The organism is Nocardioides hankookensis (genome assembly GCF_042658885.1).
In the GTDB taxonomy this organism is placed as follows: Bacteria; Actinomycetota; Actinomycetes; order Propionibacteriales; family Nocardioidaceae; genus Nocardioides; species Nocardioides hankookensis.
In genome coordinates this window covers 887,810-908,106 of sequence record NZ_JBHSRJ010000009.1, presented here as the reverse complement: position 1 = coordinate 908,106, position 20,297 = coordinate 887,810, and the positions used below count along the sequence as shown (strand labels likewise).

At 73.0% G+C, this 20,297-nt stretch carries 20 protein-coding genes; 11 read left to right on the top strand and 9 right to left on the bottom strand.

Annotated features, from left to right (window positions below; translation table 11 throughout):
* Positions 1-10: 10 nt before the first annotated feature.
* Positions 11-418: a pyridoxamine 5'-phosphate oxidase family protein gene (locus ACFPYL_RS24030; protein WP_379160722.1), complete on the bottom strand. Its 408-nt coding sequence runs from the start codon at positions 416-418 to the stop codon at positions 11-13.
* A gap of 39 nt (positions 419-457) precedes the next feature.
* Between ACFPYL_RS24030 and ACFPYL_RS24025 the strand changes: the two genes are divergently transcribed.
* Positions 458-1,402: an SDR family NAD(P)-dependent oxidoreductase gene (locus tag ACFPYL_RS24025; RefSeq protein WP_379160719.1), complete on the top strand. Its 945-nt coding sequence runs from the start codon at positions 458-460 to the stop codon at positions 1,400-1,402.
* Between the two features lie 200 nt (positions 1,403-1,602).
* Here the strand turns inward: ACFPYL_RS24025 and ACFPYL_RS24020 are convergent, their stop codons facing one another.
* Positions 1,603-3,282 (bottom strand): dolichyl-phosphate-mannose--protein mannosyltransferase, encoded by a 1,680-nt coding sequence (locus ACFPYL_RS24020; protein WP_379160716.1) that lies wholly within the window; start codon positions 3,280-3,282, stop codon positions 1,603-1,605.
* 18 nt (positions 3,283-3,300) lie between these two features.
* Between ACFPYL_RS24020 and rsmI the strand changes: the two genes are divergently transcribed.
* From rsmI to ACFPYL_RS24005, 3 genes are read left to right on the top strand one after another with little or no spacing between them, the layout of a single operon-like run.
* Complete coding sequence (rsmI, locus tag ACFPYL_RS24015) at positions 3,301-4,155, top strand: 16S rRNA (cytidine(1402)-2'-O)-methyltransferase (protein WP_379160713.1); 855 nt, start codon at positions 3,301-3,303, stop codon at positions 4,153-4,155.
* A complete protein-coding gene (locus ACFPYL_RS24010) occupies positions 4,152-5,006 on the top strand; it encodes an alpha/beta fold hydrolase (RefSeq protein ID WP_379160710.1) in 855 nt (284 codons plus the stop codon). The genes rsmI and ACFPYL_RS24010 overlap by 4 nt, the downstream gene beginning before the upstream one ends.
* Entirely contained in the window at positions 5,003-5,824 is an 822-nt protein-coding gene (locus ACFPYL_RS24005; protein ID WP_379160708.1) for a TatD family hydrolase, read from the top strand. The genes ACFPYL_RS24010 and ACFPYL_RS24005 overlap by 4 nt, the downstream gene beginning before the upstream one ends.
* A gap of 10 nt (positions 5,825-5,834) precedes the next feature.
* Here the strand turns inward: ACFPYL_RS24005 and ACFPYL_RS24000 are convergent, their stop codons facing one another.
* Entirely contained in the window at positions 5,835-7,103 is a 1,269-nt protein-coding gene (locus ACFPYL_RS24000) for an alpha/beta hydrolase domain-containing protein (protein ID WP_379160705.1), read from the bottom strand.
* A 190-nt stretch (positions 7,104-7,293) separates the two neighbouring features.
* Here ACFPYL_RS24000 and ACFPYL_RS23995 point away from each other — a divergent pair, with 190 nt between their 5' ends.
* The gene (locus ACFPYL_RS23995) at positions 7,294-8,448 is read left to right on the top strand and encodes a transglycosylase family protein (RefSeq protein ID WP_379160702.1); all 1,155 of its coding nucleotides are present in this window, start codon (positions 7,294-7,296) and stop codon (positions 8,446-8,448) included.
* A 30-nt stretch (positions 8,449-8,478) separates the two neighbouring features.
* Here ACFPYL_RS23995 and ACFPYL_RS23990 read toward each other — a convergent pair whose 3' ends face one another.
* Positions 8,479-11,388 (bottom strand): immune inhibitor A domain-containing protein, encoded by a 2,910-nt coding sequence (locus ACFPYL_RS23990; RefSeq protein WP_379160699.1) that lies wholly within the window; start codon positions 11,386-11,388, stop codon positions 8,479-8,481.
* A gap of 118 nt (positions 11,389-11,506) precedes the next feature.
* On the opposite strand from ACFPYL_RS23990, the gene rsmA reads away from it, so the two are divergent.
* Genes rsmA through ACFPYL_RS23970 form a run of 4 tightly spaced genes read left to right on the top strand, consistent with a single transcriptional unit; the run spans position 11,507 to position 15,298 of the window.
* A complete protein-coding gene (gene rsmA / locus ACFPYL_RS23985) occupies positions 11,507-12,379 on the top strand; it encodes a 16S rRNA (adenine(1518)-N(6)/adenine(1519)-N(6))-dimethyltransferase RsmA (RefSeq protein WP_379160696.1) in 873 nt (290 codons plus the stop codon).
* Positions 12,376-13,278, top strand: a complete 903-nt coding sequence (locus tag ACFPYL_RS23980; protein WP_379160694.1) for a 4-(cytidine 5'-diphospho)-2-C-methyl-D-erythritol kinase — start codon at positions 12,376-12,378, stop codon at positions 13,276-13,278. Before rsmA ends, ACFPYL_RS23980 begins: the two co-directional genes overlap by 4 nt.
* Positions 13,271-15,070, top strand: a complete 1,800-nt coding sequence (locus ACFPYL_RS23975) for an ABC-F family ATP-binding cassette domain-containing protein (protein WP_379160691.1) — start codon at positions 13,271-13,273, stop codon at positions 15,068-15,070. Before ACFPYL_RS23980 ends, ACFPYL_RS23975 begins: the two co-directional genes overlap by 8 nt.
* A gap of 48 nt (positions 15,071-15,118) precedes the next feature.
* Positions 15,119-15,298, top strand: a complete 180-nt coding sequence (locus ACFPYL_RS23970) for a hypothetical protein (RefSeq protein ID WP_379160688.1) — start codon at positions 15,119-15,121, stop codon at positions 15,296-15,298.
* Positions 15,299-15,305: 7 nt separating this feature from the next.
* Here the strand turns inward: ACFPYL_RS23970 and ACFPYL_RS23965 are convergent, their stop codons facing one another.
* Complete coding sequence (locus ACFPYL_RS23965; RefSeq protein ID WP_379160685.1) at positions 15,306-15,794, bottom strand: MarR family winged helix-turn-helix transcriptional regulator; 489 nt, start codon at positions 15,792-15,794, stop codon at positions 15,306-15,308.
* A gap of 96 nt (positions 15,795-15,890) precedes the next feature.
* On the opposite strand from ACFPYL_RS23965, the gene ACFPYL_RS23960 reads away from it, so the two are divergent.
* Complete coding sequence (locus ACFPYL_RS23960) at positions 15,891-16,661, top strand: trans-aconitate 2-methyltransferase (RefSeq protein WP_379160682.1); 771 nt, start codon at positions 15,891-15,893, stop codon at positions 16,659-16,661.
* Positions 16,658-17,026, top strand: a complete 369-nt coding sequence (locus tag ACFPYL_RS23955) for a VOC family protein (RefSeq protein ID WP_379160679.1) — start codon at positions 16,658-16,660, stop codon at positions 17,024-17,026. Before ACFPYL_RS23960 ends, ACFPYL_RS23955 begins: the two co-directional genes overlap by 4 nt.
* Before the next feature lie 111 nt (positions 17,027-17,137).
* Here the strand turns inward: ACFPYL_RS23955 and ACFPYL_RS23950 are convergent, their stop codons facing one another.
* The 4 genes from ACFPYL_RS23950 to ACFPYL_RS23935 are packed head-to-tail and all read right to left on the bottom strand — an operon-like array spanning position 17,138 to position 20,293.
* Positions 17,138-17,317 carry a hypothetical protein gene (locus tag ACFPYL_RS23950; protein WP_379160676.1) on the bottom strand — a complete coding sequence of 60 codons (180 nt, stop codon included), beginning with the start codon at positions 17,315-17,317 and terminating at the stop codon, positions 17,138-17,140.
* Positions 17,314-18,156, bottom strand: a complete 843-nt coding sequence (locus tag ACFPYL_RS23945; RefSeq protein WP_379160674.1) for a patatin-like phospholipase family protein — start codon at positions 18,154-18,156, stop codon at positions 17,314-17,316. The genes ACFPYL_RS23950 and ACFPYL_RS23945 overlap by 4 nt, the downstream gene beginning before the upstream one ends.
* Before the next feature lie 11 nt (positions 18,157-18,167).
* The gene (locus ACFPYL_RS23940) at positions 18,168-19,187 is read right to left on the bottom strand and encodes a phosphotransferase family protein (RefSeq protein ID WP_379160671.1); all 1,020 of its coding nucleotides are present in this window, start codon (positions 19,185-19,187) and stop codon (positions 18,168-18,170) included.
* Positions 19,184-20,293 (bottom strand): TIGR03857 family LLM class F420-dependent oxidoreductase, encoded by a 1,110-nt coding sequence (locus ACFPYL_RS23935; protein ID WP_379160669.1) that lies wholly within the window; start codon positions 20,291-20,293, stop codon positions 19,184-19,186. Before ACFPYL_RS23935 ends, ACFPYL_RS23940 begins: the two co-directional genes overlap by 4 nt.
* Positions 20,294-20,297 lie beyond the last annotated feature (4 nt).

The window sequence follows — 20,297 nt, the reverse complement described above, 5'->3', positions numbered from 1 at the left end:
GGGGAAATCCTCACACGAGGCCGGAGGAGACGAGGAATCGGTCCACCTCGATCCGCAGCGCCACCCGGAGCGGGTTCGGCCTCGGGGCGCGGTAGCGCGCGGCGTACCGCTCCATCGCCCGCGTGACCGACTCCTCGTCGGAGCGGACCTCGGCCACGCCCTCGAGGGTCGACCACCGGCGGCCCTCGACCTGGCACGCCGCGACCCGCCCGTCGGCCGCGGCCTGGTGGGCCTTGCGGGAGGAGCCGTTGGTGATCACCCAGGCGCAGCGCTGCTCCGCGTCGAGCGCGACCCCGACCGGCACGACGTGCGGGCTGCCGTCCGCCCGCAGCGTGGTCAGCGTGCACAGGTGTCGCTCGGTCCAGAACTCCAGGAGGGTCGGGGGAAAGTCGGCCCAGCCGGGCTGCCATGACGTCACGCGCACATGCTGGCACGGCTGCCTGGATACGTTCGGGGCATGCCCTCCTTCGCCTCGGTCGTCGACACCCTGATGGACCGCACGGTCGCGCCCGGCTACACCCGGCTCGGCCCCGCCGTACGCCGGCACCTGTCGACCTGGCCGGCCGACCCGCCTCCCGACGCGCTCGCGGGCAAGCGGGCGCTGGTGACCGGTGCCAGCAGTGGCCTGGGGATCGCGACCGCCGAGGGGCTGGCGGCGCTGGGCGCCGAGGTCGTGCTCGTCGTCCGCGACACCGACAAGGGCGCCGCGGTGGTGCGCGAGGTCCAGGGCCGGCTGCCGCTCGCCCGGCTGGACGTGCAGCGCTGCGACCTGGCGGACCTGGGCGACGTACGCCGGTTCGTCGCGACCGCCGACGACCACGTCGACGTGCTCGTGCACAACGCCGGCGCGATGCCGCCCACCCGCACCGAGTCGCCGCAGGGCCACGAGATGACGATGGCGCTGCACGTGCTCGCGCCGGTGCTGATGACCGAGCTGATGGGGGAGCGGCTCCGGGACGGCCGGGTGGTCCTGGTGACCTCGGGCGGCATGTACGGCCAGCGGCTGCGCGCCGACGACCCGGAGTACCTCGACGGCGACTACTCGCCGACGACCGCCTACGCCCGCAGCAAGCGCGCCCAGGTCGAGCTGCTGCCGGTCCTCCAGCGGCGGTGGGCCGGGCTCGGTCTGGACGTGCACGCCACCCACCCGGGCTGGGCGGACACCCCCGGCGTCGCCGAGTCGCTGCCGACCTTCCGCAAGCTCACCGGGCCGCTGCTGCGCGACGCCGCCGGCGGTGCCGACACGACCGTCTGGCTCTCGGCCGTCGCCCCGGCGCCGGAGGGCGGTCGGCTCTGGCACGACCGTCGGCCGCGCCCGACCCACCTGCTCCGTCGTACCCGCATCGGGGTCGAGGAGCGTGACCGGATGTGGGCATGGGTGGCCGCGCAGCTCGGGCTGTGACGTCGGGGTGGTTTCGAGGCTCGCTCCGCTCGCACCTCAACCACCGACACGGTGGTTGAGGTGCGAGGCGCGCCAGCGCCGAGCCTCGAAACCACCAGCCGCTGGGTCTCGATACGCCGGTCGCGAGCTCGTCCCTCGCTCGCGCGGCTACTCGACCTGGCTGCTGCGTCCGAGCCTTCGCAAGCTCAGGCTCGGGCAGCTCAGATCCACCTGGTGAACCAGATCCGGTCCAGCCACTCGCCGTGGGTGAGCAGCTGGTTGGTCCAGATCGGCCAGAACCAGGCGAAGTTCAGGAGCACCAGCACCAGGTAGGCGCCGACCACGACGACGCCGGCCGTACGCCGCGGGCTGGGCGCCGTCGAGCGCCCCAGGATCCGCCCGATCGCCAACGTCAGGGCGAGCACGATGAACGGCAGGGTGATGATCGCGTAGAACGAGAAGATCGGCCGGTCGTCGTACTGGAGCCACGGCAGCCAGGTGGAGGCGGCACCGACGACGGCGACGCCGTAGCGCCAGTCCCGCGCGCCGACCCACATCACCAGCGCGAAGAGCAGCGCGAGGCACCCGGCCCACCAGATCGCGGGCGAGCCGAGCAGCAGCACCTGGCGCAGGCAGTCGCTGCCCGCGGGCGCGTCGCAGCCCTGGGTGCCGGGCTGGATGTCGGTGTCGGCGGCGACCCCGACGGGGCGGTTGAGCAGCAGCCAGCCGCCGGGGTTGGAGGCGTAGTCGTGGGTGCTGTCGTTGAGGAAGTGGGTGTGGAAGTCGTAGACGTCCTGGTGGTAGTACCAGAGCGACCGCAGCGACTGGGTCACCTCGCCCGGGCCGGAGGCGTCGGGCTCGGTGCGCGTCGGCCAGTCCTGGCCCCCGGCGTAGTGGGTGTACTGGGTCGCCGAGAGGTTCTGCTCGTAGGTGTGGGCGTTCATCAGCCAGCCGGTCCAGCTCGCGACGTACACGATGAAGCCGACCAGCACGATCTGGACGAACGCCGGGATGCCGTCGGCGAGCACCGACTTCGGCACCGACCAGCGGACGCCGAACGAGCGGCGTGCGCCGGCCGACCAGATCCAGGCCAGCAGCCCGAAGGCGGCCATCGGGTAGAGCGCCTCCCACTTGCTGCCGCACGCGAGGCCCCAGCAGATGCCGGCGAGGAGCAGCCAGGGCCGGAACAGCAGGCGGCGTACGGGTCCCCAGGCCTGCGCGTCGTTGATCTGCTCGGGCACGAGGCGGGCCATCCGGGCGCGGTACCAGTCGCGGTCGGCCACGATGCAGTGCACGCCGCAGAGGATGAAGAACGCGACGAAGATGTCGAGCAGCGCGAGCCGGGAGAGCACGAAGTGCAGGCCGTCGAAGGCCAGCAGCAGGCCGGCGATGCAGCCCAGCAATGTCGACCCGGTGAGGCGCCGGGCGAAGCGGCACATGACCAGGACCATCAGTGCGCCGACGACGGCCGCGGAGACCCGCCAGCCGAAGGGGTCCATGCCGAAGGCCTTCTCGCCGAGGGCGATCAGCCACTTGCCGACGTCGGGGTGGACGGCCATCTCCGGCGTCGTCTTCCACTGCCCGGTCGTCTGGCCCGCGAGGATGTGGTCGTTGGCCTTCTCGACGTAGTCGCGGGCGTAGCCGTAGTGCAGCAGCGACCAGGCGTCCTTGGCGTAGTAGGTCTCGTCGAACTCGAACTCGTGCGGCTTGCCGAGGTTCCACATCCGCAGGAAGAGCGCGAGCAGGGCGACGGAGATGCTGCTCGCCCAGCCGACGAACGGGTCCTCCGCGCGCATCCGGCCCCGGGCCCGCTGCCACGCGGACGGTACGGCGTGACCGGCCGCGTTGGTGGAGAGCCCGACACGCTCCTGCGGAGGCTCAGGCGGCGCGGCGGTCGTCACGGTGGAAGACTCTAGGACGTGACTCCTGACGCCGGCGTGCTCGTCCTCGCAGCCACGCCGATCGGACGGGTCGCCGATGCGCCGCCCCGGCTCGCCGAGGAGCTGGCGACGGCCGACGTGGTCGCGGCCGAGGACACCCGGCGGCTGCGCCGTCTCACCGGCGACCTGGGCGTGACGGTCACCGGGCGGGTCGTCTCCTACTTCGAGGGCAACGAGTCGGCGCGCACCCCGGTGCTGCTCGAAGCGCTGCTCGCCGGCGAGCGGGTGCTGCTGGTGACCGACGCCGGGATGCCGAGCGTCTCGGACCCCGGCTACCGGCTGGTCGCCGCTGCCGTCGAGCACGACGTGCAGGTCACCGCCGTGCCCGGTCCGTCGGCGGTCCTCACCGCGTTGGCCGTCAGCGGGCTGCCGGTCGACCGGTTCTGCTTCGAGGGGTTCCTGCCGCGCAAGGCGGGGGAGCGGTCGCGCCGCCTGGACTCGCTGGCGACGGAGGAGCGGACGATGGTCTTCTTCGAGGCGCCGCACCGCACCGAGGCCGCCCTGGCCGCGATGGCCGAGGCCTGGGGCGTCGACCGTGCCGCGGCGGTCTGCCGCGAGCTCACCAAGACCCATGAGGAGGTACGCCGCGGTCCGCTCGGCGAGCTGGTCGGCTGGGCCGCCGAGGGAGTGCGCGGCGAGGTCACGATCGTGGTCTCGGGTGCCGAGCCGCACGCCGAGGTCGGCTCCGACCCGGCCAGCCTGCTGGCGGCGGTCGCGGAGCTCGAGGCGGACGGGGTACGCCGCAAGGAGGCGATCGTCGAGGTCGCCCGGCGCGCCGGCGTACCGAAGCGTGAGGTCTACAACCTGGTGCACGGGGGAGAACCACAGTCATGACGACTCAGCGCATCCACGCCCTGCGCCACGACGACCTCAGCTTCGACGTGTACGACGAGGGGCCGCTGGAGGGCAAGCCGGTGGTGCTGCTGCACGGCTTCCCCGAGCGCAGCTCGACGTGGCGGCTGGTCGCGCCGGTGCTGCACGACGCGGGGATGCGCACCTTCGCGATCGACCAGCGCGGCTACTCGCCGGGCGCGCGACCGCCGCGGCGCCGCGACTACCGGATGCACCTCCTGGTCGGCGACGTCGTCGCGCTGATCGAGCGGATCGGCGGTCCGGTCCACCTCGCCGGCCACGACTGGGGCGCCGCGGTCGGCTGGGCGGTCACGATGCGGCGGCCCGACCTGGTGCGCAGCTGGACCGCGGTGTCGGTGCCGCACCCGGCGGCGTTCGCGCGGGCGATGAAGACGAAGAGCCAGCGTCGGCGCTCGCGCTACATGGCGATGTTCAACATCCCGCTGCTGCCCGAGCTGACCGCCCGCAAGGCCGGCGGCCGCTTCGACCAGAGCATGGCCAAGGCCGGGATGACCGCGGACGAGGTGGCGCGCTTCCGCCAGGAGATCGTGGAGTACGGCGCGCTCCCGCACGCGCTCGGCTGGTATCGCGCGCTGCCGCTCCTCAAGCCCGGCTCGACCGACCACAAGACCACGGTGCCGACGACGTTCCTGTGGAGCGACCGCGACATCGCGATCACCCGCGGCGGCGCCGAGGCGACCCGCGCGTGGGTGGATGCGCCGTACCAGTTCATCGAGCTCAGCGGCGTCAGCCACTGGATCCCGACCCAGGCGTCCGACGACTGCGCCGCGGCGATCATCGAGCGGGTGCTGGCCTCCGAGGTCGGTGCATGAAGCCTCCGGCACCCGAGCCGCTGCCGCACCCCGTCGTCGACAACCACTGCCACCTCGACATCGCGCGGGGTGACGACGACGCCGTACCCGTCGACGAGGCGCTGGCCGCCGCGGCGGCCGTCGGCGTGACCCGGATCGTGCAGATCGGCTGCGACCTGCGCGGTGCGCGCTGGGCGGTCGAGGCGGCGGCGACCCACTCCTCGCTCGTCGCCGGGGTGGCGCTGCACCCCAACGACGCCCCGCGGGTGCCGTCGCTCGACGACGCGATGGCCGAGATCGAGGCGCTCGCCGCCGCGCACGACAAGGTGCGGGCGGTGGGGGAGACCGGCCTGGACTTCTTCCGCACCGGCGAGGACGGGCGGGCCGTGCAGGAGGAGTCGTTCCGCCGCCACATCGACCTCGCGAAGCGCCTCGACAAGACCCTGGTCATCCACGACCGCGACGCCCACGACGAGGTGCTCCGGGTGCTCGACTCCGAGGGCATCCCCGAGCGCTGGGTGATGCACTGCTTCTCCGGCGACGCGGCGTTCGCCCGGGAGTGCCTCGACCGAGGGGCGCACCTCTCGTTCGCCGGGACGGTCACCTTCAAGAACGCCGCACCCCTCCGCGACGCGCTCGCCGTCGCGCCTCCCGACCGGGTCCTGGTCGAGACCGACGCCCCGTACCTCACCCCGGTGCCGCACCGCGGCCAGGTCAACGGCTCCTACCTGGTGCCGCTCACGGTCCGCGCCATGGCCGACGTCCGCGGCGACGACCTCGGCGACCTGTGCGCCGCGATCGAGGCGAACACGTTCGCGGCGTTCGGCGGGGGCTGGTAGCTACCGCCAGCTACCGCGCCTCGGCGAGCACGGCGTCGCGGTCCTCGGCCAGCACGAAGCCGGCCTCGATCGCAGCATCGGTCGCAACGGCGTACGCCGCCAGGTAGTCCTCGTGCGACGCCCAGACCGGGTGCGGCAGGGGGAGGGTGCGCCCGAAGAGCGCGCAGATCGGCGAGGCGCCCGGGGCGGCGTACCCGGACAGCACGTCGGCCGGCGCGTCGACGACCGGCGTCCGCACCCCGCCCACCACGTTGCCCACGGCGTCGAGCTCGAAGGCGCCGTCGACCACCGACAGCCGCGGCGCCGACGGTGCGGGCGCACCACCCCGCGCCCACGACTCGAGCCACCGCAGGGCCGCGCGGACGACGTACGCCTGCTGGCCGCGGTTGACCGGGTCCGGGCACCCGAGGAACGTCTCGAAGTCGCCGATCTGGAAGTGGTCCGCGTGGGCGGCGCCGGCGACCTCCCACAGCCGCAGCTGCGCGGCGTCGGGCTGCCGAGCACGCAGGTAGGCGATCCGGCCGAAGAGGTCGCCCTCGGTCTGCACGATGATCACCGGCACGTCGGTGTCGTCGCGGATCGGCGTCGGTGCCAGATCGATCCGGACGGCGAGGTCGATGCCCTGCCCCGGCTCCCCGAGCGGCATCGCGGACCCGGGCCGGCTGTGCACCAGGAACCCGTCGAAGACACGCGTCCGGTCGTGCACGTCGTTGACGTAGGTCGTGAGCGCGAACGCCGACTGCGACTCCCCGACCGCCAGCACGCAGGTGGCGCCGAGGTCGGCGGCCAGCCCGCGCGCGACCTGCGTGTAGATGTCGTAGGCGTAGGCGTCGCCGGGGTGCGACAGGGCGCCGTACCGCTCCGGGTCGACGGCCTTCAGCCCCGACGTCCCGGCGCCGGAGTCGACCGCGGCCGCGCCGCCCTCGACGCCGATGAGCTGTGCGGACACCCCCGCCCACGCGTGCCCGCGGCGCACCAGCTCCTCGGCGAGGTAGGTCCAGTCGGGCGCGGCGTCGGAGCCGCTGCTGACGTTGAGCCACTCGACGACCAGCGTGCCCGAGAAGGCCGCGTCGTCGGCGGGTCGCCGCACCACCACCCGGGTCGCGTACGGCGCCGGCGGGTGCGGCGGCTCGGCGTACGAGACGGCCGTCCCGGCCGCCGTGGTCTCGCTCTGGACCCATTCGACGGCGTCGAGGTCTGGACCGGCGTTCGCGGCCATCAGGGAGACGCCGTTTCCGCTGGTCAGGGCGGTGAAAGAGGCGCGCGCGGGGTCGGTCACGCGTGGACTTTACCCACGAGATCCCGGTCACGACGGGCTGAAATATGACAAGTTCGGTTTGCAATCACCGGCGAAGGCTGGTGGTCTGAACCACTGATGGCCGGGATCGGGACCGATTCTGACTCACCTGCCGCAGCTGCAACCGGGCTGCCGGCACCCGAGGCCCGGAGAGCACGACGTTCGGAGAAGCGTGCCCGACAACGGACACACCACCTGGCTGCGCAGCGCAACCCGCAAGGCCACCACCAGCCGTCCCCTGATGATCGCCCTCGCAGCGGTGGCCGTCCTCGCGGTCGCCGGCAGCACGTGGGGCTACACCGCACTCAGCAAGACCGTGACCCTCACTCTCGACGGCAAGTCGGAGCAGGTGTCCGCCTTCGGCGGCACGGTCGGTGACGTCCTCGACGCCCAGGGCGTCGAGCTCACCGGCAAGGACGAGGTCCTGCCCGCGGTCGACCAGCCGATCACGGACGGCACCCGCATCTCGGTGCACTTCGCCCGCCCGTTCGAGGTCAGCGTCGACGGCAAGCCGACGACGTACTGGGTCACCTCCACCACCGTCTCCCGCGCCCTCGACGAGATCGGCCAGCGGTACGCCGGCGCCGACCTGTCGACCAGCCGCGGCGGCGCGATCGACCGCAAGGGCATGACGCTCGACGTCGTCACCCCCAAGGACCTGGTCGTCCAGATCGGCGACAAGAAGCCGGTCCACCGCACGCTCACCGCGCTGACCGTCGAGGACGCCCTCGACGAGATGGGCGTCGACCTCGGCAAGTACGACGAGACCAAGCCCGCCGCCGACCACGTGCTCGAGGACGGCGACAAGCTGGTCTTCACCAACGTGAAGGTCGTCCGCAAGCACGTCGACGGCGAGGTCATGGACTTCGGCACCGTCGAGCGCGACGACGACTCGATGTACGAGGGTGAGACCTCCGTCGTCCGCGACGGCCGGACCGGCCTGCGCGACGTCACCTACCGGATCGTCTACCGCAACGGCGAGATCTCGGTGAAGAAGGTGCTGCAGCAGGACGTGCAGCGCCAGCCCGTCGACGAGATCGTCGAGGTCGGCACCAAGGCACCGAGCACCAACTACGCCGGCGGCAACACCGTCTGGGACCGGCTCGCGCAGTGCGAGTCCGGCGGCAACTGGGCCATCAACACCGGCAACGGCTACTACGGCGGCCTCCAGTTCAACCTCGGCACCTGGCAGGCGAACGGCGGCTCCGGCCTGCCGAGCAACGCCAGCCGCGAGACCCAGATCGCGATCGCGACCAAGGTCCGCGACGCGTCGGGTGGGTACGGCGCCTGGCCGGCCTGCGCCGCGTCGCTCGGCCTGCCGCGCTGACGCTGTCCGACGACCCGTGGAGGGTGCGGGTCAGCGCACGCTGACCCGCACCGTCCGCTTCGCGGCCGCGAACCCCGGCGCACCGAGGTAGCGGACCACCAGCACGTGGCGCCCGCGTGCCCGGGCGGGCAGCCGGAGCCGCGCCGCACCCCGCTTCAGCGTGACGCGGCCGAGCGACCGGCCGTCGTACGACACCTGGATCCGGCCCGGAGCGGCGAGGTGGCCGGCGACGACACCGACCCGGACGCGGACCGGCCTGCCGGGACGCGCCGTGCCGGCGCCGACGTCGATCCGCACGTCACCGCGCAGGACCCGCCCGGTCGCGGCCGAGGTCGTCGTGGTCGACCGGTAGCCGCTGCGGGCGCCGGTGACCGACACCGACAGCCGGTGCCCGAGGTCCGCCGGCCGGATCAGGTAGGCCAATCCCTGAGCGCCCCGGATGACCTTGCCGTCGCGCAGCCAGCGCACGGACCGGGTGACGCCGTCCTGGAACCACGCCGGCGGGGTCGCCCGCACCGTGGCGCCGACCCGGACCTTCGCGGGCACGCGCGGCGGGGCCGTCGCGGCCACGAACCGCTTGCCGACCAGCAGCACCATCCGACCGGTCGACTCGTCGGACGAGACGACCTGGACCATCGTCCCGGTGCCGCCGACCCGGGTGCCGACCTGGAGGCCCGCCGGCCCGCCGGAGTCGTCGAGGTACGCCGTGCGGTCGCTGTCGTCGAACACCGGGACGCTCGACGCGGCCGGCACCCGGAGGCGGAGACCGCTGCTCGCGGTCATGTCGATGCCGGTGGTCCGGTCGACGTCGAAGGTGGCGTCGAACGTCTGCAGCCGGCCCGCTGCCAGCGGGCCGACGGCGCCCGCGGGGGTGCGCCAGACCTGGTTCGTCGGGCGGGCGTCGACCGGGAGGTTGGCGCCGCCGCCGGGGTGCGCGCTCGTGTCGTTGTCGCTGAAGTAGCCGTCGGCGTACCAGACGAGCAGGCCGTCCTGGTAGGCGAAGTGGTCGACCCGGTTCGGGTCGGCCTGGTCGTTGGCGCTGTAGGGCCCGCTCTTGAGCGTCGTGTCGTAGCCGCGGTACTGGCGGTTCTCCGCGAGGTAGTACTGCGGGAAGGTCACCTCGAACTCGTCGTCGAGCACGGTGTGGAAGCCCTCGGCGGTCCACGGGTGGCTCGCGCCGTACGTCGTGGTGTGGTCGCCGAGCGCGACGTCGTCGACGGCGATCCCGAAGCCGTGGGTCCGTCCGTCGGTGAGGTACTCCCAGCGCATCCGGACCGTCTCGCCCTCGAACGCGCTGAGGTCCGCAGTGAGGTCGACCCAGCTCGGGGTGGCTGCGCGGAAGTCCGCGTCCGGGTCCAGCACGGCGCCGCTCACGCCGGTGATCCCGAAGTTCGCGGGGTCGGGGCTGTCGGGGTCCACGGACGCGCTGGTGGGGACGTCGGTCCAGGTGGCGCCGTCGTCGTCGGAGACGCGCAGGTAGGCGTAGTCGAAGCCCGGCTCGATCTGGTAGGCCACCCGCGCCGAGAGCTCCGAGGCGCCCGGGGAGACGTGGATCGGCGGGCTGCTCGACGCCGCGAAGTACCGGTCGCCGGTGCCCGAGTAGAGGTAGGCGTCGTCCTCGCTGCCCGACATCGGGCCGGGATCGACCTGGTGACCGTCGGGCAGCTGCACGAGGACGGCCTGGGCGCCCGTCGAGGTGGCGTGGTTGGACGGGCCGAGCACGACCCGCTGCGGCGTGTCGGCCTGGCCGTCGACGGTCGCGAGCTGGTCGCCGTACCACCCGAGGAAGAGCTTCTCGGTCGCGCCCATGTGGTTGGGGGTCGTCCCGGTCGGTGCGCCCTGCTGGCTCATCCAGGATCCCGAGCTCATCAGGTTCCAGAAGCCGGTGCCGTTGTCGGGGTCGGCGCTCGCGGTGTCGTAGTAGTCGGGCAGGCCCAGGTCGTGGCCGAACTCGTGGGCGAAGACGCCGAGGCCGCCGTTCTCCGGCTCGGTCGTGAAGTCCAGCACGTAGTAACCGGTGTCGCCGATCTCGACACCGCCCTGGTGGGTGCACGCGGAGCAGCCGGCGGACGGGGTCGGGCCGCTGTCGGTCCACCAGCTCGCGCCGAAGCGCTGCGACCAGATCGCGTCGGGCCCGGCGCCGGCCTCTTCGCCGGCACCCGCGTGGATCGCCTGGAAGTGGTCGATGTAGCCGTCGGGCTCGTTGTAGTTGCCGTCGTGGTCGGCGTCGTAGCGGTCCCAGACGTCGAACTGGGCGAGGTAGTCCTTGGCCTGCTGGTCGGTCGTGCCGGCGGGCAGCGCGTCGTACCAGGCGTCGACGGTGTCGTCGACGTACTCGGCCAGCCGGTCGGCGCTCTCCTGCCCCTGGTCGACGTTGGCGCCGTAGTAGGACTCGGGGCGGTCGACCCGGACCCAGTCGGAGACGTCGCCCTCGACGTCGAAGCGGCCGCTCGACATCTCGTCGTACACGTCCTTGAACGACTCGCCGTCCTGCTCGGGAAGGCCGTTGAAGAACATGTCGAGGTAGTGCTGGCGGTTGAAGTCGGCGCGCCAGTAGTTGGCGTTGTCCTCGACCGGGGGAGCCGGGATCTGGTTGTGCTGGGGGCTTGCGTCGCCGAACTCGACCAGGAAGGTCAGCAGCTGCGCCTGCTGGGTGGCGGGGTAGCTGATGTCCGTGCCGTCCGCGAGCCGGATCCGCCGGTTGCTGCCGCGCCCGGCAAGGCGGGCGTCTCCGGTCGCCAACGCGTCGACGGCCTGCTGGCGGCGGGCGTTGTCGCGCTGGGCGAGGGGGTGCAGACGGTTGTCCTCGCGGGCATGATCCGGCGCGACCTGTGTGGCCGCCCGACCGGTCGGCTCCGCGGGAGCGGGCGCGGCGGCGACGAAAGGCAGCAGGCTGGCGGCCGCGAGCGCGCTCACGGACGCGATGGCACGTCGGTTCATGGTTCCCTCCGAGTCGGCACGGCCCGAGACCCGCGGGGTGTGCTCGGACCCTATCGATTGCGAACCCTGCAACGTCCGGAAATCGGGTTCCACCACGCCGCTGACTACGCTGGCGACCATGTCCGAGACCCCCGCCGTGCCGCGCCTTCTCGGCCCGGCGGAGGTGCGCACCCTCGCGGCCCGGCTGGACCTGCGCCCGACCAAGCAGCGCGGCCAGAACTTCGTGATCGACCCCAACACCGTGCGCCGCATCGTGCGCGAGTCCGGGATCACCGCCGAGGACGTCGTCCTCGAGGTCGGTCCGGGGCTCGGCTCGCTGACGCTGGCCCTCCTGGAGGTCGCCGGCCGGGTGGTGGCGATCGAGCTGGACGACAAGCTCGCGAACCTGCTGCCGGAGACGATCGCGACGTACGCCCCCGACCAGGCCGCGCACGTCGAGGTGGTCCTCGCGGACGCGCTGCGCGTCGACGCGGTGCCCGGGCCGCCCCCGACCGCGCTGGTCGCCAACCTGCCCTACAACGTGTCGGTGCCCGTCCTCCTGCACCTGATGGCGCTGCTGCCGTCGCTGCGGCACGGGCTCGTCATGGTGCAGGCGGAGGTCGCCGACCGGCTCGCGGCCGAGCCCGGCTCCAAGGTGTACGGCGTGCCGTCGGTGAAGGCCGCCTGGTACGCCGACGTACGCCGGGCCGGCGCCGTCGGTCGCAACGTCTTCTGGCCGGCCCCCAACGTCGACTCCGGGCTGGTCGCCTGGACGCACCGCGAGCCGCCGACCACCTCGGTGTCGCGGGAGCGGGTCTTCGAGGTCGTCGACGCGGCGTTCGCGCACCGCCGCAAGGCCCTGCGCGGTGCGTTGCGCACCATCGCTCCCGGGGAGGCGGTCGACGCCGCCCTGGAGCAGGCGGGCATCGAGCCGTTGACCCGCGGCGAGACCCTGACCATCCACGACTTCGTCCGCATCGCAGAAGGACTTGCCCCCGAGGTGACACAGTGAGCATCACGGTGCGCGCGCCCGCCAAGATCAACCTCCACCTCGGCGTCGGCGCCCCGCGCGAGGACGGCTTCCACCCGCTCACGAGCGTCTACCAGGCCGTGGGGGTCTACGACGACCTCACGGTCGTCGACGCCGACGGCTGGCTCGTCGACGTCGCCGTGTCCGACTGGATGGACCGCAGCCACGTGCCGCTCGCCGGCGACAACATCGTCGACCGGGCCGCCGCGCTGCTCGCCGCGCACCACGGGCTCGCCGTCAGCGGCGACGTGCACATCGAGAAGGCGATCCCGGTCGCCGGTGGCATGGCCGGCGGGTCGGCCGACGCCGCCGCCGCGCTCGTCGGCCTCGACCGGCTCTGGGGCGCGAACACCTCCGACGACGACATGCTCGCGCTGGCCGCCCAGCTCGGCAGCGACGTCCCCTTCGCCCTCGTGGGTGGCACCGCGCTCGGCACCGGCCGCGGCGAGCTGGTCGAGCCGGTGGCCGACGCCGGCACCTGGTGGTGGGTCCTGGTGCCGTCGCCGATCGGGCTGTCGACGCCGGAGATCTACCGGCACTTCGACCGGCTCTTCCCGGACGCCCCCGCCGTACCCCCGATGCCCGAGCCGCTGCTCGCCGCCCTCGCCGCCGGCGACCCGCACGCGCTCGCGGCCGCCCTCCACAACGACCTCCAGCCGGCGGCGCTCGACCTGCGCCCCGACCTCGAGCGGCTGATCGCCGCCGGGGAGTCGGCCGGCGCGCTCCGCGGCGTCGTCACCGGCTCCGGTCCGACCTGCGTCTTCCTCTGCGAGTCGTCCGACCAGGCCCGCGCCACGGCCGCCGAGCTGCGCGAGGCGCACGACGTCGTCCTGGTCACGAACGGCGCGGTCGCGGGCGCGCACACGGTGACCTATGTCTAACCTCCTCAACCTCGAGCGCGTCTCCAAGTCGTACGGCGTCCGCCCCCTGCTCACCGAGGTCTCGCTCGGCATCGGGGTCGGTGAGCGGATCGGCATCGTCGGGCGCAACGGCGACGGCAAGACCACGCTGCTCGAGGTGATGACCGGGCTCGAGGAACCCGACTCCGGCCGGGTCTCGCAGCAGCGCGGCCTGCTGATCGGCTACCTGCACCAGGGCGACGAGCTCGACGACACCCACACCGTGCGGGAGGCCGTGCTCGGTGGGCGGTCCGACCACGAGTGGGCGGCCGACGTCCGGATGCGCGAGATCGTGGAGGTGCTGCTCGCCGGCGTCGCCCTGGACCGGGCCGTCGACGGTCTCTCGGGCGGCGAGCGCCGGCGCTGCTCGCTGGCCGCGCTGCTGCTCGGCGACCACGACCTGGTCGTGCTCGACGAGCCGACCAACCACCTCGACGTCGAGGCCGTCGCCTGGCTGGCCCAGCACCTGGTGAAGCGCTCGTCGGCCCTGGTGGTCGTCACCCACGACCGGTGGTTCCTCGACGAGGTCTGCCAGTGGACCTGGGAGGTCCACGACGGAGCGGTCGACGCGTACGAGGGCGGCTATGCGGCGTACGTGCTGGCCAAGGCGGAGCGGTCCCGGCAGGCGTCGGCCTCCGAGATGCGCCGGCAGAACCTCGCCCGCAAGGAGCTCGCCTGGCTGCGGCGCGGTCCGCCGGCGCGGACGTCGAAGCCGAAGTTCCGCATCGACGCCGCCAACGCGCTGATCGAGGACGTGCCGCCCCCGCGGGACCGCCTCGAGCTCCAGAGGTTCGCGACCCAGCGGCTCGGCAAGGACGTCATCGACATCGAGGACGCCGACCTGGTCCGCGGCGAGCGCACCCTGCTCTCGCACGCCACCTGGCGGCTCGGTCCCGGCGACCGGGTCGGCATCGTCGGCGTCAACGGCGCCGGCAAGAGCTCGGTGCTCAACCTGATCTCGGGCGGGCTGGCTCCGCAGGCCGGCCGGGTGAAGCACGGCCGGACGGTCGCGCTGCGCCACCTCACCCAGCAGCTCGACGACCTCGACCCCGACGGTCGCGTGCTGCCGATGGTCGAGTCGGCCCGTCGGGTCACCCGGACCGCCGACGGCGCCGAGATCACGGCGAGCGCGATGCTGGAGCGCTTCGGCTTCACCGGCGACAAGCTGACCGCCCGGATCGGCGACCTGTCCGGCGGTGAGCGGCGCCGCTTCCAGCTGCTGATGCTGCTCCTCGACGAGCCCAACGTGCTGCTGCTCGACGAGCCCACCAACGACCTCGACATCGACACCCTCAACGTCCTCGAGGACTTCCTCGACGGCTGGCCGGGCACGTTGGTCGTGGTCTCCCACGACCGCTACTTCCTCGAGCGGGTCACCGACTCCGTCTGGGCCCTGCTCGGCGACGGCCAGATCTCGATGCTGCCTCGTGGGGTGGACGAGTACCTGGAGCGTCGTTCCCGCGCAATGGCGCTGGAACAGCAGGCACTCGAGCCCGCCGACCGCCGTCCCGACGCAATGGCGCCGGAACGACAGTCGGAGCCCCGCATCAAGCCGGGCAGCGCGGAGGAGCGGGCTGCCCGCAAGGTGATCGCCCGGATCGACCGGCAGCTGGAGCGCATCGCCGAGCAGGAGGAGAAGCTCAACCTCGAGATCGCCGAGCACGCGCAGGACTACGACCGCCTCGCCACGCTCAGCGCCCAGCTCGAGGTGCTCGCCAACGAGAAGGGCGAGCTCGAGCTGGAGTGGCTCGAGGCCGCCGAGGGGTTGGACTAGCCCGCACCGGGCAGGCTGTGGGCAAGCCAACCTCGGGAGGTACGTGTGGTGTGGGTAGCGGTCGTCTTCGGCGTCATCGCCCTGGTGATGCTGGTGTCCTGGAGCGGGCGTCGGGGGCGCGGCGTCGACCGCGACAGGTTGCGCGACACGCGGGTGCGTGATGCCCGCAAGGTGTCGGGCTACCGGATCCCACGGGCCACGCCGCCGCGACGCGACGACCGGTACTAGCGAGCGATCAGTCGGCGAACGGCGCCAGCAGGGTCCGCAGCAGTGCGGCGAGCCGGAGCCGGTCCTTCTCGGGCAGCCCGGCCAGGAACGTCTGCTCGGCGTCGAGCAGCTTCTCGAACGCGCTGTCCACCGAGACCTTGCCCTCCGGCGTGAGCCGCACCAGCACGCCGCGCCGGTCCTTCGGGTCGGGAAGCCGCTCCACGAGGCCGCGGTCGACCAGCCGGTCGACGCGGTTGGTCATGGTCCCGCTGGTCACCAGCGTCTCGCGCAGCAGGCGACCGGGGGAGAGCTCGTACGGCGCGCCCGCGCGGCGCAGCGCGGCCAGCACGTCGAACTCCCACGACTCCACCTGGCCGGCCGTGAACGCCTCCCGGCGGGCCAGGTCGAGGTGGCGGCCCAGCCGGCTGATCCGGCTGAAGACCTCGACGGGGGCAAGATCGAGGTCGGGACGCTCGCGCGCCCACGCCTCGACCAGCTCGTCGACCTCGTCCCGCATGGGGCGAGCGTAGCGGATGCGTCGAGAATCTTGACATCAAGACAAAGGTCGAGGAAAGTGTCTTGACGTCAAGACAATTCGGACATCGGAGGGCACATGCCGCACACCTGGGACCCCGACCGCTACCTCACGTACGCCGACGAGCGCGGCCGCCCGTTCGTCGACCTGGTCGCCCGCATCGCCGCGACCGCTCCCCGCACCGTCGTCGACCTCGGCTGCGGGCCCGGCAACCTGACCGCCCTGCTCGCCGAGCGTTGGCCGGGCGCCGACGTGCTCGGCCTGGACTCCAGCCCCGAGATGATCGGCAAGGCGCGTGAGCTCGGCGGCGGCTTGCGGTTCCAGGTCGCCGATCTGCGCTCGTGGGCGCCGGCCGAGCCGGTCGACGTGCTCGTCTCCAACGCCACGCTCCAGTGGGTGCCCGGCCACCTCGACCTGCTGCCGCGACTGGTGGACGCGGTCGCGCCCGGCGGCTGGTTCGCGTTCCAGGTGCCCGGCAACTTCGGCGAGCCGAGCCACACGATCCGCGACGAGCTCGCCGCGGAGGCGCCGTACGCCGAGCACGCCGCGGGCGTCGCGGTGCCGAGCAGCCACGACCCGGCGGTCTACCTGGACGTGCTGGCCGGGCTCGGCTGCACGGTCGACGCCTGGGAGACGACGTACCTCCACCTGCTCACCGGCCCCGACCCGGTCTTCACCTGGGTCTCCGGCACCGGTGCGCGCCCGACGCTCCAGGCGCTGCCCGACGACCTGCGGCCCGGCTTCGAGGCCGAGTTCAAGCAGCGGCTGGCGGCGGCGTACCCGGAGCACGCGTACGGCGTCGTGCTGCCGTTCCGGCGCATCTTCGTCGTCGCCCGGGTGCCGGCATGAGGCTGCACCACGTGCAGGTGGCCTGCCCGCCCGGTGGCGAGGAGGCGGCCCGTCGGTTCTACGGCGAGGGTCTCGGGATGGCCGAGGTCGAGAAGCCGGACGACCTGAAGGCGCGTGGCGGCGCGTGGTTCCGCGGCGGCGACGCCGAGATCCACGTCGGCGTCGAGGAGCCCTTCACGCCCGCCCGCAAGGCGCATCCCGCGTTGGTGGTCGACGATGTCGCCGAGCTCGAGGCCGTCGCCGCCCGGCTCATCGGCCTCGGCTTCGACGTCGACTGGAGCCAGCGGCACACGTTCCCGGGTCACCAGCGCTTCCACGCCCACGACGGGCACGGCAACCGGGTCGAGGTGCTGGCGGCCGGCTGAGAGTTTCATCGGTCGGCCGATGAAACTCACGCCGGGACGATGAAACTTTGTCGTCCAAGCATGAGAAACGTCGGCCGACCGATGAAACTCCCGCCCCGGCCGACCAGCGCCCTACTTCCCGGTCAGCGCCTTGCGGCCGAGCACGACCGTGCCGGCGCCGAAGAAGCCGATCAGTCCCCAGCCGAGCGCCGCGCCGCCGTCGTACGTGAGCAGCGCGATGCCGAGGCCGACCGGCACCAGGCAGAGCAGGGCGACGACGAGGAGTGACCAGCTGACCCGTCGCTCGCTCACGACCAGATCTCCTGCGCCAGTGGAGCGACCACCGACGCCTGCGCCCAGCCGGCGCGGGCCGAGGCGGCCCGGCGAGCGGGGTCGAGCACGTTCTTGCCGATCGCGGCGACGGACGCGGTGTCCGGCGAGACGACGAGGTGCGGGGTCGAGCCCAGGAGCTGGCCGGCGGTGCGCATCGGGCCGACCGAGCGGTCCACCGGGGTGAAGCCGAGGACCCGGTCGCAGTCGGCGACCAGGTCGGCGTTGGAGCCCGAGCGGGCGCCGCCGTCGATGTACTGGACACCCTCGATCGGGACGGGCGGGTAGACGCCCGGCACGGCGCAGCTCGCGGCCACGGCCTCGACCAGGGAGACGCCGTCCGAGCCGTCGAAGGTCCGCAGTGCGCCGGTGCCGGCGTCGACCGCGGTGACCCGGAGGCGCTGGCCGGGACCCCACTCCTGGATCGGCAGCCGCTCGCGGATCGCGTCGAAGCGCTCCTCGAGGCTCGGCAGCCTGCCGGCCTCGGCGCGGCGTACGGACCACTGCCCGACGTTGCGGCCGAAGGCCTCCAGGTCGCCACGGGCGCGCAGCATCGCCAGCGCGAAGCCGGCCAGGACGTTGGGTCCGATGGACGCCAGCCGCGCCGGCTTCGGCGGGGAGATCTGGTAGGCGAAGAGGTCCTCGAGGGTGATGCCGGTGGTGATCTGGGCGCCGACGACCGAGCCCGCGGACGTGCCCACGATCGCGTCGGCGGTCGTCACGTCGACCCCGAGCTCCTGGAGCCCGAAGAGCAGCCCGGTCTCCCAGGCGATCCCGGTGATCCCGCCGCCGCCCAGCACCAACCCGCGTCGAAGCGTCATGCCAGGGGACGTTACTGGGCCGCTGCCAGCGCCAGCGTGTCGAGGTCGCGGATCGCCGCGCACGACCGGGCGATCATCACCGCGAACATGCGGTCCCCGCGCTCGGTCCGGGTGCCGTAGGCGCAGCCGAAGATCGACACCAGCGGCCCCTGGATCATCGCGAGCCGGTAGTCGTCCCAGCAGTCGTCGAGGGAGTAGCCGTCGACGCCGTACGACGTGAGCGCCTGGTGGTAGGCGGCCACCAGGTCGTGCTCGTGGGCCCGGCGGTCGTCGACGGAGAGGCTGGTGCCGAGGAAGTAGGCCAGGTCGCGCGCGGGGAGGGCGAGGCTGAGGGTCTGGAAGTCGACGGCGACGACGCCGGGTCCGCCGTCGGGCGGGAAGAGCAGGTTGTCGAGCCGGTAGTCGCCGTGCACGAGGCCGAAGCGGTCCGAGCGGGCCAGCAGCCAGCGCTCGACGACGGTGCCGCAGGCGCGGATGGTGGCCGCGTCATCGTCAGGGATCAGGTCGCCGAGCCCGTCGAGGAAGAGGTCGGCGGTCGGGTCCCACATCGCCAGCAGCAGCTCGATGGACTCCGGATCGTTGACCGACAGCGTGTCGACCTCGAGCAGGGTGGGGTCGCACCACCGCGGGCCGTGCAGGCCGGCGAGGTTGACCACCGCGTCGCGTGCCTGGTCGACCGTGCAGCCGGCGATCTGGTCGCCCTGCTCGGCCGGCGCCAGGTCCTCCAGGACGATCACGAAGTCGCCGGAGTCCTCGGCGATCTCGGCGAGGTGGCAGGCGGGCGTGCGTACGGCGACGGTCGACGCGACCTGCTGGTAGAACCGCACCTCGCCGCGGTAGGCGCCCGCCATCATGTCCCGCGCGGAGGTGTCGGGCGGCGGCAGCTTGACGAGCACGGTCTCGTCGGCGCCGAACCGGAGCCGGAAGCAGGTCCCGATCTGGCCGGTCCCGACCTGCTCGACCACGAGCTCGCCGACGTCGCGGCCGAGGACGCCTGCCAGCCAGTCGGCGGTGAGGTCCTCGAGCATCATCGGGACCACCCCGGGTTGGTGGGGAGACCGGCGAGCGCGTCGGCCGGCCGGACCTCGCGCCAGGCGTCGAGCACCGGCGCGAGCTCGGTGGGCGTCGCACCGTGCAGGATGACGCTGTCCGCCCCGGCGTCGAGCTGGTCCTGGATCCGCGCCGCGCAGTGGGCGGCGGTGCCGGTCGCCGACGCCGCGAGCCACTCCGCGGGCAGCACGTCGTCGCGCAGGTGCCGGAGCTCCTCGACCGTGCCGATCGCGTCGAACGCACCCGGGTAGCCCTGCACCAGGTCGTCGCCGCGGAAGCGCTCGAGCGCCGCGAGGTCCCAGCCGTTGGCGCGCACGAGGACCTCGCCGTACCCCTGGAGGTACGTCGCGAGGCGCCCGACCAGCTTGCGCAGCCGGACCTCCTCGGGGATCGACTCCTCGACAGTCGCGAGCACCGCCCAGACCCGGACGGACGCGGGGTCGCGGCCGGCCTCCTCGGCGGAGCGGCGGATCGTGGCGACCGAGCGGGCCAGCGTCTCGTCGGAGAGGAACGTGTGCAGGACGACGCCGTCGGCGACCCGGCCCGCGAGCTCGAGCGACTTCGGCCCGATCGCCATCATCAGCACCGGGATGTCCTCGTCGAAGGAGCTGTCCTGGGAGAGGTACGGGTAGCTGCCGGCCGGTCCCTCGTGGCCCATCACGGCCTGGCCGTGCCACAGCGAGCGGTAGATATCGATCGCGTCCTCGAGCTGGGCGCCGGTCACCCGCGGGACGCCCATGACGTCGAAGAGCAGGTCGAAGCCGCGTCCGAGGCCGAAGGCGTAGCGGCCCCCGGTCAGCCGGTGCATCGACGTCGCGAACGTCGCGGTCACCAGCGGGTGCCGGGTGTTGTGGTTGGTGGCCGCCGTCGCGATGCCGATCGTCTCGCTGACCGCGCCTGCGGCCCCCGCCAGCACGGCCGCGTCCTTGACGTTGAAGCGCTCGGAGAGGAAGACCGAGCCGATGCCGAGCCGCTCGGCGAGACGCACCTCGGCGAGGAGGTCGCGCGGGTTGGCCGAGTGGCCGGCCAGCCCGTAGCAGCCGATCTCGGGCAGCTCCTGGCCGTCCGGTGGCGGGGTGGTGTCCATCACA

What these genes read in the sequence shown, in the direction of transcription:
- ACFPYL_RS23965 (WP_379160685.1), bottom strand. Translation starts at nt 15,794, where the DNA reads ATGCGGGACGAGGTCGACGAGCTGGTCGAGGCGTGGGCGCGCGAGCGT.
- ACFPYL_RS24025 (WP_379160719.1), top strand. Translation starts at nt 458, where the DNA reads ATGCCCTCCTTCGCCTCGGTCGTCGACACCCTGATGGACCGCACGGTC.
- ACFPYL_RS23940 (WP_379160671.1), bottom strand. Translation starts at nt 19,187, where the DNA reads ATGATGCTCGAGGACCTCACCGCCGACTGGCTGGCAGGCGTCCTCGGC.
- ACFPYL_RS23945 (WP_379160674.1), bottom strand. Translation starts at nt 18,156, where the DNA reads ATGACGCTTCGACGCGGGTTGGTGCTGGGCGGCGGCGGGATCACCGGG.
- ACFPYL_RS23975 (WP_379160691.1), top strand. Translation starts at nt 13,271, where the DNA reads ATGTCTAACCTCCTCAACCTCGAGCGCGTCTCCAAGTCGTACGGCGTC.
- rsmA (WP_379160696.1), top strand. Translation starts at nt 11,507, where the DNA reads ATGTCCGAGACCCCCGCCGTGCCGCGCCTTCTCGGCCCGGCGGAGGTG.
- ACFPYL_RS23955 (WP_379160679.1), top strand. Translation starts at nt 16,658, where the DNA reads ATGAGGCTGCACCACGTGCAGGTGGCCTGCCCGCCCGGTGGCGAGGAG.
- ACFPYL_RS24005 (WP_379160708.1), top strand. Translation starts at nt 5,003, where the DNA reads ATGAAGCCTCCGGCACCCGAGCCGCTGCCGCACCCCGTCGTCGACAAC.
- ACFPYL_RS23990 (WP_379160699.1), bottom strand. Translation starts at nt 11,388, where the DNA reads ATGAACCGACGTGCCATCGCGTCCGTGAGCGCGCTCGCGGCCGCCAGC.
- ACFPYL_RS24010 (WP_379160710.1), top strand. Translation starts at nt 4,152, where the DNA reads ATGACGACTCAGCGCATCCACGCCCTGCGCCACGACGACCTCAGCTTC.
- ACFPYL_RS23935 (WP_379160669.1), bottom strand. Translation starts at nt 20,293, where the DNA reads ATGGACACCACCCCGCCACCGGACGGCCAGGAGCTGCCCGAGATCGGC.
- ACFPYL_RS23960 (WP_379160682.1), top strand. Translation starts at nt 15,891, where the DNA reads ATGCCGCACACCTGGGACCCCGACCGCTACCTCACGTACGCCGACGAG.